Here is a 15,424-nt window from a genome sequence, read left to right as displayed (position 1 = left end):
TTATGGTCTTTTATTGACCGTAATATAAAGGCGCGAAGTTTTCAACTGTTAAGGCCCGGTGATCCAATCTCCGACATAGCGGAATGTCCGTCCGTACTCTTTCAATTTAGCCCGCACTTCCCAAGCCTTTCCGACCAATACGATGCTCTTATCCTTCCGGTACACCTTCAATCGAAAAGCACCTCCCTCTTATGCATGTATGATAAAATATATGAGGCATAATAGAGAGACAGAACGGGAGATGACATGATGAAACATTTAGAAGAAAAAACACTTGCGAAAAAAAAGCTGTATGACGGGAAAGTCATAGATCTTTACTTAGAGGATGTAGAGCTCCCGAACGGAAAAACAAGCAAGCGGGAAATCGTCAAACATCCGGGAGCGGTGGCCGTACTTGCGATAACCGAAGAAGGAAAAATCATTTTGGTGAACCAGTTCAGAAAGCCGCTGGAACGGACAATCGTTGAAATTCCGGCCGGCAAGCTGGAAAAAGGAGAAGAGCCCGAACATACCGCATTAAGAGAGCTAGAAGAAGAAACGGGATATACGGCGGAAACCTTGACGAAAATCACCGCTTTTTATACATCACCCGGATTTGCTGATGAAATCGTGCACCTCTTTCTTGCTGAAGGGCTTTCATTGCTTGAAGAAAAGCGCGAACTGGATGAGGATGAATTTGTCGAAGTGATGCAGGTCACGCTTGAAGAGGCCGTGAAGCTGGTTGAATCCCGCCGGGTGTATGACGCTAAAACGGCATACGCGATTCAGTATCTCCAGCTGAAAGAAGCGCTGAAGGAAAAATGATGAAAACCGTTTATGCGGATCTGCATATTCATATCGGGCGCACCTATACGGGAAGACCGGTCAAAATCACCGGGGCTAAAACGTTGACGCTGCAGCGGATTTTGGAAGAAGCAAGCGAGGGGAAGGGAATTGAACTATTGGGCATCATCGACTGCCATTCCCCGGAAGTCTTGGAAGAAATCGAGCTCGGAATTGATGAAGGCAGATACCGTGAGCTGAAAGAAGGCGGCATCCGCTATCGGAATACGACGCTTCTGTTGGGCAGTGAGCTTGAAATTTATGATCACACATGCCGCGGACCGATTCACGTTCTCGTCTTTATGCCGGCTCTTGCCGAAATGAAGATGTTTTCTGAGTGGCTCGCAAAAAGGCTTAAAAATATCCATCTCAGTTCCCAGCGTATTTACGAGACCGGTTTGAATCTTCAAAAGAAAACAAAGGAATTGGGCGGGCTGTTTATTCCCGCCCATATGTTCACCCCGCATAAAAGCCTGTACGGAAAAGGGGTCAGATCTTCTTTGACAGAAGTTTTCGACCCGGCGCTTATTGACGCGGCGGAACTCGGATTAAGCTGCGACACTGACATGGCTTCACGATTAACGGAACTTGATCCGTATACATTTTTAACAAATTCTGATGCGCATTCCTTAGGAAAAATCGGCAGAGAATATAATGAAATGCTTCTGAAGAAAGCGAACTTTACGGAATTTTCGCTGGCTCTAAAAGGGAAGGGCGGAAGAAGAATCACGGCGAATTACGGACTGAACCCGAAGCTCGGGAAGTATTACAGGACGGCTTGCGACCGCTGCGGCAGCCCGGCTGAAAAAGGAGCTTTAAAATGTACGGAATGCGGCGGGAAAACAATGACAAAAGGGGTCAGTGAACGGCTGGAGGAACTGAGCGGACCGAAAAAAAGCCGCGTGCCGCGGCCTCCGTATATTCATCAAATCCCTCTGCAGTTCATTCCCGGAGTCGGGCCGAAAACATTGGAAAAACTAAAGCGGACTTTCGGGACGGAAATGGCGATTCTTCATCAGGCAGAAGAAGAGGACCTGGCACGCATCGTGCAGCCCAAAATAGCGGCTGTCATTCATAAAGCGCGCACCGGGCAGCTCGCCCTTGAGGCGGGAGGCGGAGGAACATACGGCCGGATCAAGCCGTAAAGCCGGTTTTTAGCGGAGCTCCTCCTGTACCTTTTTTTTCGTGCGGACAAACGCAATCAATTCGATGATTTCATCCTGATTAAGCGGCTCCCCGTCAACGGTCAGTGTGCCGCGGCCTTGTGCGGCTTTTGTTAATTCGATGGTCTGGGCAAACGGCTCCGCCTTTTTTTCAGTGCGCCCCAGTAAATCGTCGCACGTCGTGTCAAACAGATCGGCAAGCGTGCCCAGCGCTTCGAATGACGGGCGCCGGTAGCCTGACTCATACCCGGCGTATGTGCTTTTTGCGATGCCGAGCCGGTCAGCTGTATATTGAAGAGACCAATTTTTCTTTTTTCTCAGTTCAGTTAAACGATCTAAATTCATATTCAAAACCGCTCCTTTTCACTTGAGCAAAATTATATCATATCGATGTGTAAAAGTGTACGCGAATTGAATAATAATCACTTGATTAATTTCATTCGTCTGTCTATAATTTGATTAAAAGTATGCGAAAAGCGAATGCTTAAACATCTTGAGAAATGATGAAGAGGTGCAGGGTATGAAAAAATTATTGCTGTTAACAACCGGAGGAACAATCGCCTCAGTCGAAGGAGAAAACGGGCTTGCACCCGGGGTGAAAGCAGACGAATTGTTAACCTACGTATCAAAACTTGATAACGATTACACGATGGAAACCCATTCGTTAATGAACATCGACAGCACCAATATGCAGCCTGAATATTGGGTCCAAATAGCTGATGCTGTCAAAGAAAAATATGACGCGTATGACGGGTTCGTCATCACGCACGGCACAGACACAATGGCATATACATCAGCGGCGCTGTCTTATATGCTTCAGCATGCCGATAAACCGATCGTCATTACGGGTTCGCAAATCCCGATTACATTTCAAAAAACCGATGCCAAAAAAAATATCACGGACGCGATCCGCTTCGCATGTGAAGGGGTGGGCGGCGTATACGTCGTATTTGACGGCAGAGTCATTCAAGGCACCCGCGCCATTAAATTAAGAACGAAAAGCTATGATGCATTTGAGAGCATTAACTACCCGTATATCGCGTTTATTACCGAAAACGGAATTGAATACAACAAACACGTGCACATGCCAAAAGACGACGCCTTTACGGTCAATACGTCACTTTGCACGGACGTGTGCCTGCTCAAGCTTCATCCGGGTCTTAAACCGGAAATGTTTGACGCGTTAAAGGGTATGTACAAAGGAATCGTCATTGAAAGCTACGGCAGCGGCGGCGTGCCGTTTGAAGGAAGAGACATTCTCGCCAAAGTCAATGAAATGATTGAAAGCGGCATTGTCGTTGTCATTACGACACAATGTCTTGAAGAAGGAGAAGACATGAGTGTCTATGAAGTCGGACGGAGAGTCAATCAAGATCTCATCATCCGTTCAAGAAATATGAACACAGAAGCCATTGTGCCGAAATTAATGTGGGCGCTCGGCCAGTCTCACAATTTGGCCGAAGTCAAAAACATAATGGAGACACCGATCGCAGACGACGTTGTACTGTAAAAAAGACCACCATCAAAGAGAAAGTAGGGTTTTAGCATGACAAACGCGCAAAAAGAATATCGTCAGGAAAAAGATTTCCTCGGAGAAAAACAAATTGAAGCTGATGTGTATTACGGAATCCAAACGCTGCGCGCGAAAGAAAACTTTCCGATTACCGGCTACCGCATCCATGAAGAAATGATTAATGCGCTCGCCATCGTCAAAAAAGCGGCGGCGCTTGCCAATATGGATGTAAAGCGCCTCTATGAAGGAATCGGCAACGCGATTGTCCAGGCCGCAGACGAGATTCTTGAGGGTAAATGGCATGACCAATTCATCGTCGATCCGATCCAAGGGGGAGCCGGAACGTCCATGAACATGAATGCCAACGAAGTAATCGGCAACAGAGCGCTTGAAATCATGGGACATAAAAAAGGTGAATACATTCATCTCAGCCCGAACACACACGTCAATATGTCACAATCGACAAACGACGTGTTCCCGACGGCGATTCATATTTCTACCTTAAAACTTCTGGATAAGCTCCTTGATACAATGGCGCATATGCTGAGTGTCTTTAAAGATAAAGCGAAACAATTTGATTCTGTCATTAAAATGGGACGCACACACCTTCAGGACGCTGTGCCGATCCGTCTCGGACAGGAATTTGAAGCGTACAGCCGCGTGCTTGAGCGTGATATAAAGCGAATTAAACAATCCCGCCAGCATCTGTATGAAGTAAACATGGGGGCAACGGCTGTAGGTACGGGACTTAACGCTGATCCGCGCTACATAGAACAGGTTGTAAAGCACCTGGCTGACATCAGCGGACTGCCTCTTGTCGGCGCCGGCCATTTGGTTGATGCCACACAAAACACTGATGCTTATACGGAAGTTTCAGCCGCGTTGAAGGTATGCATGATGAATATGTCTAAAATCGCCAACGATCTGCGCTTAATGGCCTCAGGTCCGCGCGCGGGACTTGCGGAAATTTCACTGCCCGCCCGTCAGCCGGGATCATCCATTATGCCGGGGAAAGTCAACCCTGTCATGGCAGAGCTGATCAACCAAATCGCCTTCCAGGTCATCGGGAATGACAATACGATCTGCCTCGCTTCAGAAGCGGGCCAGCTGGAGCTTAACGTGATGGAGCCGGTGCTCGTATTTAACCTGCTTCAATCCATCAGTATTATGAACAACGGTTTCCGATCATTTACCGATCATTGCCTGGCGGGGATTGAAGCCAACGAAAAACGCCTGAAGCAATACGTGGAAAAAAGCGTCGGCGTTATTACAGCGGTCAACCCGCACCTTGGATATGAGGCGGCTGCGCGAATTGCCCGTGAAGCAATCATGACGGGGCAATCTGTAAGAGATCTCTGTCTCCAAAACGATGTACTGACAGAAGAAGAATTGGATATCATTTTGAATCCGTATGAAATGACAAAACCGGGGATTGCCGGAAAAGATCTTTTAGAAAAATAAATTTTGAAGCAACAACAGCCGCCTTTTCACGTTTTTCAGTGAATAGGCGGTTGCCATACAAAGGGATGAGGAAGTATAGTATAATTTGTTATATCATTTTATGAAAGCGTTTTAGCTTTTTCTTCTAGGGGGATTTTTTTGTGAAAGAGGTCAGATTGCCAAATTTATTGGAAATTATTATCTTATTATTCGGGTTTTTAGCGCTTGTTTTGTCATTCACAGTGTTTTTAGACCTGCCGATCCAGCTTGCTCTCTTTATATCCTGGTTTATCGCTATTATTCTCGGAATCAGGCTGGGACATTCATATAAAGACTTGCAGTCATCCATTGTCACCGGGATATCAAACGGTCTTGAAGCCGTTCTGATCCTAGTTTCAGTCGGTGCCCTTATCGGGACATGGATTGCCGGCGGCGTTGTGCCGACTTTAATTTATTATGGTTTAGAGTTTATTAATCCTCATGTGTTCCTGCTTGCTACATTGGTTATTTGTTCGGTTATGTCCGTTGCGACCGGGACGTCCTGGGGAACCGTGGGGACGGCGGGAATCGCCATGATTGCCATCGGAGAGGGAATGGGCATACCGCTTCCGATCGTAGCGGGGGCCGTTTTGTCCGGCGCTTACTTCGGGGACAAGCTTTCACCGCTGTCTGACAGTACGGTGCTTGCCTCCACGCTTTCTAAGGTGGATGTGCTGTCACACGTCAGAGCGATGATGTATCTGTCCATTCCGTCCTATATCATTACGGCCATTCTTTTTACCGTTACGGGATTTATATACGGCGGAAAAAATATTGATCTTGATAAAGTGGAATTTTTAAAGTCTGCATTGCAGAAAACGTTTGATATTCATATATGGATGCTTATCCCGGCGGTTGTCGTCGTCGTCCTGCTGATTTTGAAAAAGCCGTCTATGCCCGTTATCGTCATCGGTGCCTTGCTTGGCGCCATCTGGGCTTCTGTTTTTCAGGGAATGAATTTTGCAAGTGCCATCGCGACTGCTTACAATGGTTTTTCCATTAAAACGGATGTCGAATTTTTAAATGGGCTGTTAAACCGCGGAGGCATCACCGGCATGCTGGATACGTTGGTCGTTATCCTTTTCGGTCTCGGGTTTGGAGGAATTCTCGAGAAGCTCGGCGTATTAAAAGTGATTGTCTCAACTTTTGAGAAAAAACTGACCACACCGGGAAATGTAACGCTTTCGACGCTGATCGTCGCCCTTTTAGCAAACATTTTCGGCTGTGCGATGTATGTGTCATTGATACTGACGCCGAAAATCATGGAGAACAGTTATGATAAACTGAAACTTGACAGAAGAATTTTATCCCGGAATGCCGAGGTGGGCGGCACGCTTACTTCAGGGATGGTGCCATGGTCTGACAACGGCATCTATATGGCCGGCATTCTCGGCGTGTCCACGTTTTCTTATCTGCCGTTCATGTGGCTCAGTTTTGTATCTATCGGACTGGCCATATTGTACGGATACACGGGTAAATTCATTTGGTACACGAAAGAAAAATCCTTGCAATCTCAAAAACTGGGTTAGGGGGGTATTTTATGATTACAAAGCATATGATTCGGACGTTAATGATAGAAACGCCGACTGTTCCCGGAAATCTGGGAAAAGTGGCAACAGCCATCGGAGTGATGGGGGGAGATATCGGGGAAGTTGAAACCGTTAAAGTCGGCCCGAACTACACCATGCGCAACATTACGGTGCAGGCCGAAAATGAGGAGCAGCTGCAGGAAATCATTCAAGCCATTGAAGCTCTCGGTGAAGGCATCCGGCTTCATACCGTCTCAGATGAAGTGCTCTCTGCTCATGAAGGCGGAAAAATTCAGATGAAAAGCAAAATGCCGATCCGGACATTGGCTGAGCTTGGCCGTGTTTATACGCCGGGCGTGGCCGATGTGTGCAGACTGATCGAAAGCGAGCCTGAAAAAGCATCCATCTATACGACCATCAGCAATTCTGTCGCCATTGTCACCGACGGAACGGCGATTCTCGGTCTCGGCAACATCGGCTCTGTCGCCGGAATGCCCGTAATGGAAGGGAAGGCAGCGCTTTTTGACCAGCTGGCGGGCATCAGCGGAATTCCGATTTTGCTCGACACTTCTGATCCGGAAGAAATCATCCGCACGGTAAAACATATTTCTCCGGGATTCAGCGGAATTCTGCTTGAAGATATCGGTTCGCCTCACTGCTTTGACATTGAAGACCGCCTGAAGGAAGAATTGGACATTCCGGTTATGCACGACGACCAGCACGGCACGGCGGTCGTCACTCTCGCCGCCGCCATTTCCGCTTGTAAAAGCGCAGGTCTTGATTTAAAAGAAGCGAAAGTCGGACAGATTGGTCTCGGCGCGGCGGGCGTCGCCATCTGCCGTATGTTTATGGCATACGGAGTCAAAGCAGTCTGCGGAACGGACAAGTCAGAAGAAGCAATGAACCGCCTCGCTCAATACGGAGGTCAGCCGCTTGAAAGCATTAAAGATTTAATGGACACGTGTGACATTGTGATCAGCACGACAGGAGTTCCGGGGCTCATTAAAAAAGAGGATGTCAGAAAAGGACAAGTCATTCTGGCCTTATCTAATCCGAAGCCGGAGATTGAACCGGAAGAGGCGCTGCAGGCCGGAGCCGCTTATGCAGCCGACGGCCGTTCAGTCAATAATGTTCTCGGCTTCCCGGGTATTTTCCGCGGTGCGCTGAACGCCAAAAGCAAGAAAATTGACCATGAAATGCTTGTGGCGGCCGCTGAAGCCATCGCTTCTTGTACGAAACACGGTGATCTCGTGCCTCAGCCTTTGGACGCGGACGTGCATCACGCCGTATCGGCAGCTGTAGAGCGGGCCGCGGCGGGAAAATAAATAACGCTCAAAGCACCGGATATGTATCCGGTGCTTTTTTTATCATGAATAGGAAGCGGAATTCTTTGGCAGGCTAACATATAGAAAAAGACGGAATAAAGAGGTGTCAATGTGGATTATTTTCCGCTGATCCATACAAATATTTGGGATGCTGTGATCGGCGTGCCGGTCGTCTTATGCGTCACACAGCTGATCAAAGTGTTCTGCAGGGTTCCCGGCATATTCGTTCCCACGATTGCCCTTGTTGTCGGAAATATTGTGTCTATCGTTTTCGGTCACCACGAACACGTGTATGAGGGGAGTTTTATGGGATTCTTTTACGGATACGCCGCAATGGGGAGTTTTTCATCTGCCAAAACATCTCTGCGCGCCTACCGGAAGAAACATGAGCCCTATTCATGAACACACCTGGATTTTTTTGTTATGATAGAGAAAAGGCAAAAAGGAGCGATCTGCACATGGCGAAAAGCAAAGCGAAAAAAATGCGGGAGCATCTCAGAAGAAACGGGTTGCGTGACGCAGTCTTATCAAGAGGGGCGGCGCCGTCCTTCAGCACGCATGAAAGAGTGACAAAAACCAAAAAAGACAGGCTGGAAAGAATAAAGCATAAAAAAAGGAATCCCCATGATCGCAAGAGTGATGGCGGGGATTCTTTTTTTTTTGCCGGAATCTCGGAGCCTTTCTATGATTTCTCTGTCATGTTTTCTCTTTTCTTTCATACAATCTACTAAATCAAGTCAATAGATTAGCGGGAGGAAAGCGGTATGAGGAAACAATCGTACAAAGAACTGTTTTTTCGCCATATGAAGGATCATCTGTCACTTTATATATTTGTGTTTGTCTTGTTTTTAATGGGTGTCATTTTCGGCGCGATCATTGTCAACAGCATGACAATCACGCAGAAAGAAGATTTGTATTACTATTTAAGCAAATTTTTCGGACAGCTGTCTGACGGAAAACATGCCGGCGCCTCAGACATGTTTTGGCAGGCCGTCTTTCATGATGTAAAATATTTGGGGCTGATGTGGATTCTGGGTATTTCCGTAATCGGTCTCCCGGTGATTTTTATCATGGTGTTTTTGAAAGGAATCGTCGTCGGTTTTACGGTCGGATTTTTAGTGAATCAAATGGGGATGAACGGATTTTTCCTTTCTTTCATCTCGGTGCTGCCGCAAAACATCGTTCTCATTCCGGCATACCTTATCATGGGGACATGCTCTATCGCTTTTTCGCTGAAACTGATCCGGCAGCTGTTTGTCAAACGGAGCCTCCATGATACGCCGATCCAATGGTTCGGACGCTACGCCTTCGTGCTGATTCTCATCATTTTCTTCTCGGTCATCGCTTCACTGCTGGAAGCATATGTGTCTCCGCTGTTTATGGAAAAGCTTTCATCACGGATATTTTAGAATGATTATCACAAAATAATACTTTTATTTATCAGTTTATAATAATTATAGTTGGAACTCTGCGCGTATTTTGTTATAATGAGTCATGGAATGCGGCGTAGGAGGGAAAGACATGGAAAACCGTATTGATCGAATTAAAAAGCAGCTGCACTCATCAAGCTACAAGCTTACACCACAGCGTGAAGCAACGGTAAGGGTGCTGCTTGAAAATGAAGAAGACCATTTAAGCGCAGAAGATGTATACCTCCTCGTAAAAGAGAAATCTCCTGAAATTGGTCTCGCTACAGTATACCGTACATTAGAATTATTAACAGAATTAAAAGTCGTTGATAAAATTAACTTCGGGGACGGCGTATCCCGCTACGACCTTCGCAAAGAGGGCGCGGCCCACTTCCATCATCATCTGGTGTGCATGGAGTGCGGAGCCGTCGATGAAATTGAAGAAGATCTGCTTGAAGACGTTGAAGAAGTGATTGAACGTGATTGGAAATTTAAAATTAAAGATCATAGATTGACTTTTCACGGAATCTGCCACCGCTGCGGCGGGAATGAAACAGAATAAAAGCCTATGAACCTTTTCTGCCAGGAAAGGGTTTTTTGCTGTTTTTATGTATAAAAGCCTTTGAAATTGGCATAAGGTGTACTAACAGCCGCCAAAGAAAGGATCGATCGAAAGATGGGCAGATTCCTAAAAACAGCCGCGGATACGATCAAAGTGTTTATTCTGTTCACAGGTTTTACCGCGCTGTTCTATTATGCTATGATATGGGTGAATTCAGAGTATGAAAACTATCATCGGTACGATAAACCGGAAGGCTCCGCCGTCAAAGTGGCCAAAACGGAACATGAGGAGAAGGACGGCTGGTTCGGCCGGTTGATCTTTTTTTACCAAAACGGGGAGTAGATCAAGAGTGAAGGATCAAATTAAGGATTTCATCCATTATGTGAGGGTTGAAAGAGGGCTGTCCCAAAATACGATGATGTCCTATGAGCGTGATCTGAAAAGTTATTCTCTCTTCTTAACTGAAACCCTTCAGATCACTTCTTGGAATGATGTGACCCGTCTTCATATTATTCAATATTTAAAGCATTTGAAGGATTCGGGGAAATCAGGGAAGACGTCTGCCAGGCATTTGGCGTCAATCCGGTCTTTTCATCAATTTCTGCTAAGGGAGAAAGCCGCGGATAAAGATCCTTCTGTACATATTGAAACACAAAAAACAGAGCGGGCCCTCCCAAAAGTGCTGGCGCTGAACGAAGTAGAGCAGTTATTGGACACGCCTAAGCTTAACAGCCCGTTCGGTCTCAGGGATAAAGCCATGCTCGAATTGCTGTATGCAACCGGCATCAGGGTCAGCGAGATGATTGAGCTGAAATTATCCGACGTTCATTTGACGATGGGATTTGTCCGCTGCTTCGGAAAAGGCCGGAAAGAGCGGATTGTACCGATCGGTGAAGCCGCCTCCCATGCGATCGAAGCATACATCGAAAAAGCCAGAGGGAAATTATTAAAGAAAAATGTGACCGAAGCGCTTTTTCTGAATCATCACGGCAGGCAGATCAGCCGTCAGGGATTTTGGAAAAACCTGAAGAAAATCGCCCTTGAGGCAGGCATTAAAAAAGAACTGACACCGCACACGCTCCGGCACTCTTTTGCAACGCACCTGCTTGAAAACGGGGCGGACCTGCGCGCCGTGCAGGAGATGCTCGGACATGCTGATATTTCCACGACGCAAATTTACACGCATGTGACGAAAACAAGGCTGAAGGACGTGTACAAGCAGTATCATCCGCGCGCCTAGGAGCCGCTGGCAAAGGTGCCGCGGCTTTTTTCTGTCCGATTGGCGGAATACAGAGAAGGTTCTTATTATTTGAATAGGCATTGTCAACAAGAATGTAAACGGTTTATACTTGAGTTGTCTGACCTCTGTAAGCTAAAATGGACAGATGGAAGAAAAGGAGGCTTTTATGATGTCTGAATACAAATATAAACGTGTGTTTTTGATCGTAATGGATTCGGTCGGAATCGGTGAAGCGCCGGACGCCGCCGATTTTAATGATATAGGCGCAAATACGCTCGGACATATCGCAGAGCACATGAACGGTTTACATATGCCTCATATGGCACAGCTCGGTCTCGGACTGATCGGGGATATTAAGGGTGTGGAAAAAACGGAGCAGCCTCTGGCGTACTACGGTAAAATGCAGGAGGCGTCAAACGGAAAAGATACGATGACGGGGCACTGGGAGATTATGGGCCTCTACATTGAAAAACCGTTTAAAGTGTTCCCGGAAGGATTTCCGGATGAGCTTCTTCAGGAGCTTGAAAAGCGTTCCGGACGCAAAATCATCGGGAATAAGCCGGCTTCAGGGACGGCGATTCTGGACGAGCTCGGAAAAGAACATATGGAAACGGGTGCGCTGATCGTTTATACATCAGCCGATTCCGTTTTGCAGATTGCGGCTCACGAAGATGTCGTTCCGCTTGACGAGCTGTACAGCATCTGTGAAACAGCCAGAGAACTGACGCTTGATCCGAAGTACATGGTCGGCCGGATTATCGCAAGACCGTTCATCGGAGAACCGGGCAGCTTCAAACGCACGCCGAACCGCCATGATTATGCGCTCAAACCGTTCGGCCGCACGGTAATGAACGGAATGAAAGACAGCGGATTAGACGTCATTTCCATCGGGAAAATTTCTGATATTTACGACGGAGAAGGCATCACATCATCCCGCCGCACGGTATCTAACATGGATGGCATGGACAAAGTGATTGAAACGCTCGGTGAAGATTTTACGGGCCTGAGCTTTGCCAACCTCGTTGATTTTGATGCGCTGTACGGACACCGCCGTGATCCGGAAGGGTACGGAAAAGCGCTTGAGGAATTCGACGCAAGGCTTCCGGAAGTGTTTGAAAAAATGAAAGAGGACGATCTGCTCATCATCACGGCGGATCACGGCAATGATCCTGTCCATCACGGGACGGACCACACGCGGGAGTATGTGCCGCTTCTTGTCTACAGCAAAAAGCATAAACACACTGAACAGCTGCCGCTTGCGGATACATTTGCCGATATCGGCGCAACCATTGCGGATAATTTCAAAACGGAAAAGCCGGAATACGGAAAAAGCTTTTTATCAAGATTACAGTAGGGGGACTTTTTTTGAAACAAAAGATCGAACGTGCTGCTGCATTTATTAAAGAACACGTGAAAGAAACACCGAAGATCGGTCTGATTTTAGGTTCAGGGCTCGGCGTATTGGCCGATGAAATTGAAGGAGCCGTCAAGCTTACATATGAAACGATCCCTGATTTTCCGGTCTCAACGGTAGAAGGCCATGCCGGCCAGCTTGTGATGGGAACGCTTGAAGGTGTGCAGGTCATCGCGATGCAGGGCCGCTTTCATTATTATGAAGGCTACTCAATGGATCAGGTAACGTTTCCGGTCCGCGTGATGAAGGCGCTCGGCGTTGAATCTCTCATCGTGACGAACGCAGCGGGCGGTATCAACACTGACTTCCGCGCCGGTGATCTGATGATTATTACCGACCATATCAACTTTACGGGCACCAACCCGTTAATCGGGCCGAACGAAGCGGAATTCGGAGCCAGATTCCCGGACATGTCAGAAGCCTATGACAAAGAGCTGTCAAGCTTGGCTGAAAAAACGGCGGCTGAGCTTGGCATCCCTGTTCAAAAAGGTGTGTATACGGCTGTTACGGGGCCATCTTACGAAACGCCGGCTGAAGTCCGGTTTTTAAGAACGATGGGGTCTGACGCTGTCGGAATGTCGACCGTGCCGGAAGTCATCGTCGCCAACCACGCGGGAATGCGTGTGCTCGGCATCTCGTGCATTTCAAACGCGGCAGCCGGCATTCTTGACCAGCCGTTATCCCATGATGAAGTAATGGAAATGACGGAAAAAGTAAAAGGCGGCTTTTTGAAGCTTGTAAAAGCCGTAGTCGCACGATCTCAAAACTAAATCAGCATAGATCAGCTGTTTCTTCGGAAGCAGCTGTTTTTTTATGTCCTCAAAACGAAACATTTTCCAGATGAGGCGTATAAAACCACCGGGCTTGGAAAAAATAAAAAGGATTATGAAATGGAGGGCTTTGGAGATGAAACGTCTTATATCCACTTTGTTGATTGGCATTTTAATAACCGCATCAGCACCGTCCGCTTTTGCAAAGCCGGACGGAAAACATACATCGGAGCTCGCTCATGAAGCCAAAAGCGCCGTGCTGATTGAACGCGATACGGGAAACATTCTTTACAACAAGAACAGCCGGGAGCGTCTGGCGCCGGCGAGCATGACAAAAATCATGACCATGCTTTTAATTATGGAAGCGCTTGACAAAGGTAACATTAAGATGAGCGATAAAGTCAGGACGAGTGAACATGCCGCATCTATGGGCGGATCGCAGATTTTCCTCGAACCAGGTGAGGAAATGACGGTAAAAGAAATGCTCAAAGGAATTGCGATAGCTTCCGGAAATGACGCATCCGTCGCGATGGCAGAGTATATCGCCGGTTCGGAAGAGGATTTCGTCAATCAGATGAACAAAAAAGCAAAAGAATTGGGATTGCAAGATACCTCTTTCAAAAACCCGACGGGATTGCCTGAAAAAGACCACTACAGCTCTGCTTATGACATGGCGAAAATGGCGAAGGAATTATTGAAGTATGATAAAATCACTCAATTTACGGGAACGTATGAAGATTATTTAAGAGAAAACACAGACAAAAAGTTCTGGCTCGTCAATACAAACCGGCTGATCAAATTTTATCCGGGTGTTGACGGTGTGAAAACGGGTTTTACAGGTGAAGCAAAGTATTGTTTAACCGCCACCGCTAAAAAAGGAAATATGAGGGTCATCGCAGTCGTTTTCGGAGCCAGCACTCCGAAAGAAAGAAATGCCCAAGTGACAAAAATGCTTGATTATGCTTTCAGCCAGTTCAAAACACACCCGCTGTATAAACGGAATCAAATCATCGGAACGGTAAAAGTGAAAAAAGGAAAACAGAAACTGATCAAGCTGACCACATCTGAACCGATTTCCCTCCTGGCCAAAAAGGGAGAGAACATGGACAAAGTAAAAAAAGAAGTGAAAATCAACAGCAATATAACGGCCCCGGTTAAAAAAGGGGAGGTGCTCGGCAGCCTCGTGCTGAAAAAAGACGGAAAAGTGCTCGTTGAAAGCCCGGTCACGGCAAAAGACGACATGGAAAAAGCGGGTTTTCTCACTTTTCTGAAGCGGACGATGGGAGATTGGACAAAATTTAAATAATCGTGGCGAACGGGCACTAGTTTTGTCATGGTGAAGGAATTGCATTCCCGAAAATCGAAACACTCATTATCCGATCATATCAAGGAGGAATGAGCATGAGCCTTGGAATTGACTTGCATGTCAAAGAATCCGTGCTTTGTATTCGATTAACTGGTGAACTCGACCACCATACGGCAGAATCATTAAAACAAAAGGTTGCTGAATCGCTGGAGGCTGACGGCATCCGTCACATCGTGCTGAACCTTGAAGATCTTTCCTTCATGGACAGCTCCGGCCTCGGCGTGATTTTAGGGCGTTATAAACAAATTAAACAGCTCGGCGGAGAAATGGTCGTGTGCGCGATTTCGCCTGCGGTGAGACGTCTGTTTGACATGTCGGGCCTGTTTAAAATCATCAGGTTCGAACAATCAGAACAAAAAGCGCTTTTAACGCTGGGGGTGGCATCATGAAAAACGAGATGCATCTTGAATTTTCAGCCCTCAGTCAGAATGAATCGTTTGCGCGTGTAACGGTTGCTTCTTTTATCGCGCAGCTCGACCCGACGATGGACGAGCTGACAGAAATCAAAACCGTCGTATCAGAAGCGGTAACAAACGCAATCATCCACGGCTATGAAGAAAACTGCGACGGAAAGGTGTACATCTCCGTTACCCTGGAGGATCATGTCGTCTATCTGACCATACGTGACGAAGGCCTCGGGATCACGGATCTTGAGGAAGCGCGCCAGCCGCTCTTTACGACAAAACCCGAGCTTGAGCGCTCCGGAATGGGCTTTACCATTATGGAAAACTTCATGGATGATGTCTCGATTGATTCCTCGCCGGAGATGGGGACGACGATACGCTTAACAAAACACCTATCAAAAAGCAAAGCGCTTTGTAATTAAGGAGAT

At 47.0% G+C, this 15,424-nt stretch carries 18 protein-coding genes and 1 pseudogene; 17 read left to right on the top strand and 2 right to left on the bottom strand.

Going from position 1 to position 15,424, the window contains the following annotated elements; genetic code table 11:
• Positions 1-48 precede the first annotated feature (48 nt).
• Complete coding sequence (gene mciZ / locus Y79_RS0119485) at positions 49-171, bottom strand: Z-ring formation inhibitor MciZ (protein ID WP_003153315.1); 123 nt, start codon at positions 169-171, stop codon at positions 49-51.
• A 78-nt stretch (positions 172-249) separates the two neighbouring features.
• Between mciZ and Y79_RS0119480 the strand changes: the two genes are divergently transcribed.
• Together Y79_RS0119480 and Y79_RS0119475 are read left to right on the top strand one after the other, a co-directional pair.
• Entirely contained in the window at positions 250-804 is a 555-nt protein-coding gene (locus Y79_RS0119480) for an NUDIX domain-containing protein (RefSeq protein WP_016939174.1), read from the top strand.
• Positions 804-1,967: a TIGR00375 family protein gene (locus Y79_RS0119475; protein ID WP_016939173.1), complete on the top strand. Its 1,164-nt coding sequence runs from the start codon at positions 804-806 to the stop codon at positions 1,965-1,967. The genes Y79_RS0119480 and Y79_RS0119475 overlap by 1 nt, the downstream gene beginning before the upstream one ends.
• A 9-nt stretch (positions 1,968-1,976) precedes the next feature.
• On the opposite strand, the gene Y79_RS0119470 is transcribed toward Y79_RS0119475, so the two are convergent.
• Positions 1,977-2,330 carry a helix-turn-helix domain-containing protein gene (locus tag Y79_RS0119470; protein WP_016939172.1) on the bottom strand — a complete coding sequence of 118 codons (354 nt, stop codon included), beginning with the start codon at positions 2,328-2,330 and terminating at the stop codon, positions 1,977-1,979.
• A 175-nt stretch (positions 2,331-2,505) separates the two neighbouring features.
• On the opposite strand from Y79_RS0119470, the gene Y79_RS0119465 reads away from it, so the two are divergent.
• From Y79_RS0119465 to spoIIAB, 15 genes and pseudogenes are all read left to right on the top strand, one after another.
• Positions 2,506-3,495, top strand: a complete 990-nt coding sequence (locus tag Y79_RS0119465; RefSeq protein WP_016939171.1) for a type I asparaginase — start codon at positions 2,506-2,508, stop codon at positions 3,493-3,495.
• A gap of 36 nt (positions 3,496-3,531) precedes the next feature.
• The gene (gene aspA / locus Y79_RS0119460; protein ID WP_003153322.1) at positions 3,532-4,959 is read left to right on the top strand and encodes an aspartate ammonia-lyase; all 1,428 of its coding nucleotides are present in this window, start codon (positions 3,532-3,534) and stop codon (positions 4,957-4,959) included.
• A 140-nt stretch (positions 4,960-5,099) separates the two neighbouring features.
• Positions 5,100-6,506 (top strand): Na+/H+ antiporter NhaC, encoded by a 1,407-nt coding sequence (nhaC, locus tag Y79_RS0119455; RefSeq protein WP_016939170.1) that lies wholly within the window; start codon positions 5,100-5,102, stop codon positions 6,504-6,506.
• A gap of 11 nt (positions 6,507-6,517) precedes the next feature.
• The gene (locus Y79_RS0119450) at positions 6,518-7,831 is read left to right on the top strand and encodes an NAD-dependent malic enzyme (protein ID WP_016939169.1); all 1,314 of its coding nucleotides are present in this window, start codon (positions 6,518-6,520) and stop codon (positions 7,829-7,831) included.
• A 111-nt stretch (positions 7,832-7,942) separates the two neighbouring features.
• Positions 7,943-8,233 carry a hypothetical protein gene (locus Y79_RS0119445; protein WP_016939168.1) on the top strand — a complete coding sequence of 97 codons (291 nt, stop codon included), beginning with the start codon at positions 7,943-7,945 and terminating at the stop codon, positions 8,231-8,233.
• Positions 8,234-8,289: 56 nt separating this feature from the next.
• Positions 8,290-8,490: pseudogene (locus tag Y79_RS0119440) on the top strand (hypothetical protein); the annotation flags it as partial.
• 105 nt (positions 8,491-8,595) lie between these two features.
• The gene (spoIIM, locus tag Y79_RS0119435) at positions 8,596-9,240 is read left to right on the top strand and encodes a stage II sporulation protein M (RefSeq protein ID WP_016939166.1); all 645 of its coding nucleotides are present in this window, start codon (positions 8,596-8,598) and stop codon (positions 9,238-9,240) included.
• Positions 9,241-9,352: 112 nt separating this feature from the next.
• Positions 9,353-9,802, top strand: a complete 450-nt coding sequence (fur, locus tag Y79_RS0119430; protein WP_016939165.1) for a ferric iron uptake transcriptional regulator — start codon at positions 9,353-9,355, stop codon at positions 9,800-9,802.
• A 114-nt stretch (positions 9,803-9,916) separates the two neighbouring features.
• A complete protein-coding gene (locus Y79_RS0119425; RefSeq protein WP_003153331.1) occupies positions 9,917-10,144 on the top strand; it encodes a YqzK family protein in 228 nt (75 codons plus the stop codon).
• A 7-nt stretch (positions 10,145-10,151) separates the two neighbouring features.
• Positions 10,152-11,042, top strand: coding sequence for a site-specific tyrosine recombinase XerD (gene xerD, locus Y79_RS0119420; RefSeq protein WP_016939164.1), 891 nt, complete (start codon positions 10,152-10,154; stop codon positions 11,040-11,042).
• 169 nt (positions 11,043-11,211) lie between these two features.
• Positions 11,212-12,396: a phosphopentomutase gene (deoB, locus tag Y79_RS0119415; protein ID WP_016939163.1), complete on the top strand. Its 1,185-nt coding sequence runs from the start codon at positions 11,212-11,214 to the stop codon at positions 12,394-12,396.
• An 11-nt stretch (positions 12,397-12,407) separates the two neighbouring features.
• The gene (locus tag Y79_RS0119410) at positions 12,408-13,226 is read left to right on the top strand and encodes a purine-nucleoside phosphorylase (protein WP_016939162.1); all 819 of its coding nucleotides are present in this window, start codon (positions 12,408-12,410) and stop codon (positions 13,224-13,226) included.
• 136 nt (positions 13,227-13,362) lie between these two features.
• Complete coding sequence (locus tag Y79_RS0119405; protein WP_016939161.1) at positions 13,363-14,532, top strand: D-alanyl-D-alanine carboxypeptidase family protein; 1,170 nt, start codon at positions 13,363-13,365, stop codon at positions 14,530-14,532.
• A gap of 95 nt (positions 14,533-14,627) precedes the next feature.
• Positions 14,628-14,981, top strand: a complete 354-nt coding sequence (gene spoIIAA, locus Y79_RS0119400) for an anti-sigma F factor antagonist (protein ID WP_016939160.1) — start codon at positions 14,628-14,630, stop codon at positions 14,979-14,981.
• The gene (gene spoIIAB / locus Y79_RS0119395) at positions 14,978-15,418 is read left to right on the top strand and encodes an anti-sigma F factor (protein ID WP_016939159.1); all 441 of its coding nucleotides are present in this window, start codon (positions 14,978-14,980) and stop codon (positions 15,416-15,418) included. The genes spoIIAA and spoIIAB overlap by 4 nt, the downstream gene beginning before the upstream one ends.
• Positions 15,419-15,424: the final 6 nt, after the last annotated feature.

It is taken from the genome of Bacillus siamensis KCTC 13613, from assembly GCF_000262045.1.
In the GTDB taxonomy this organism is placed as follows: Bacteria; Bacillota; Bacilli; order Bacillales; family Bacillaceae; genus Bacillus; species Bacillus siamensis.
Note: the sequence above shows the minus strand (reverse complement) of the source record. Positions and strands in the feature narration are given on the sequence as shown.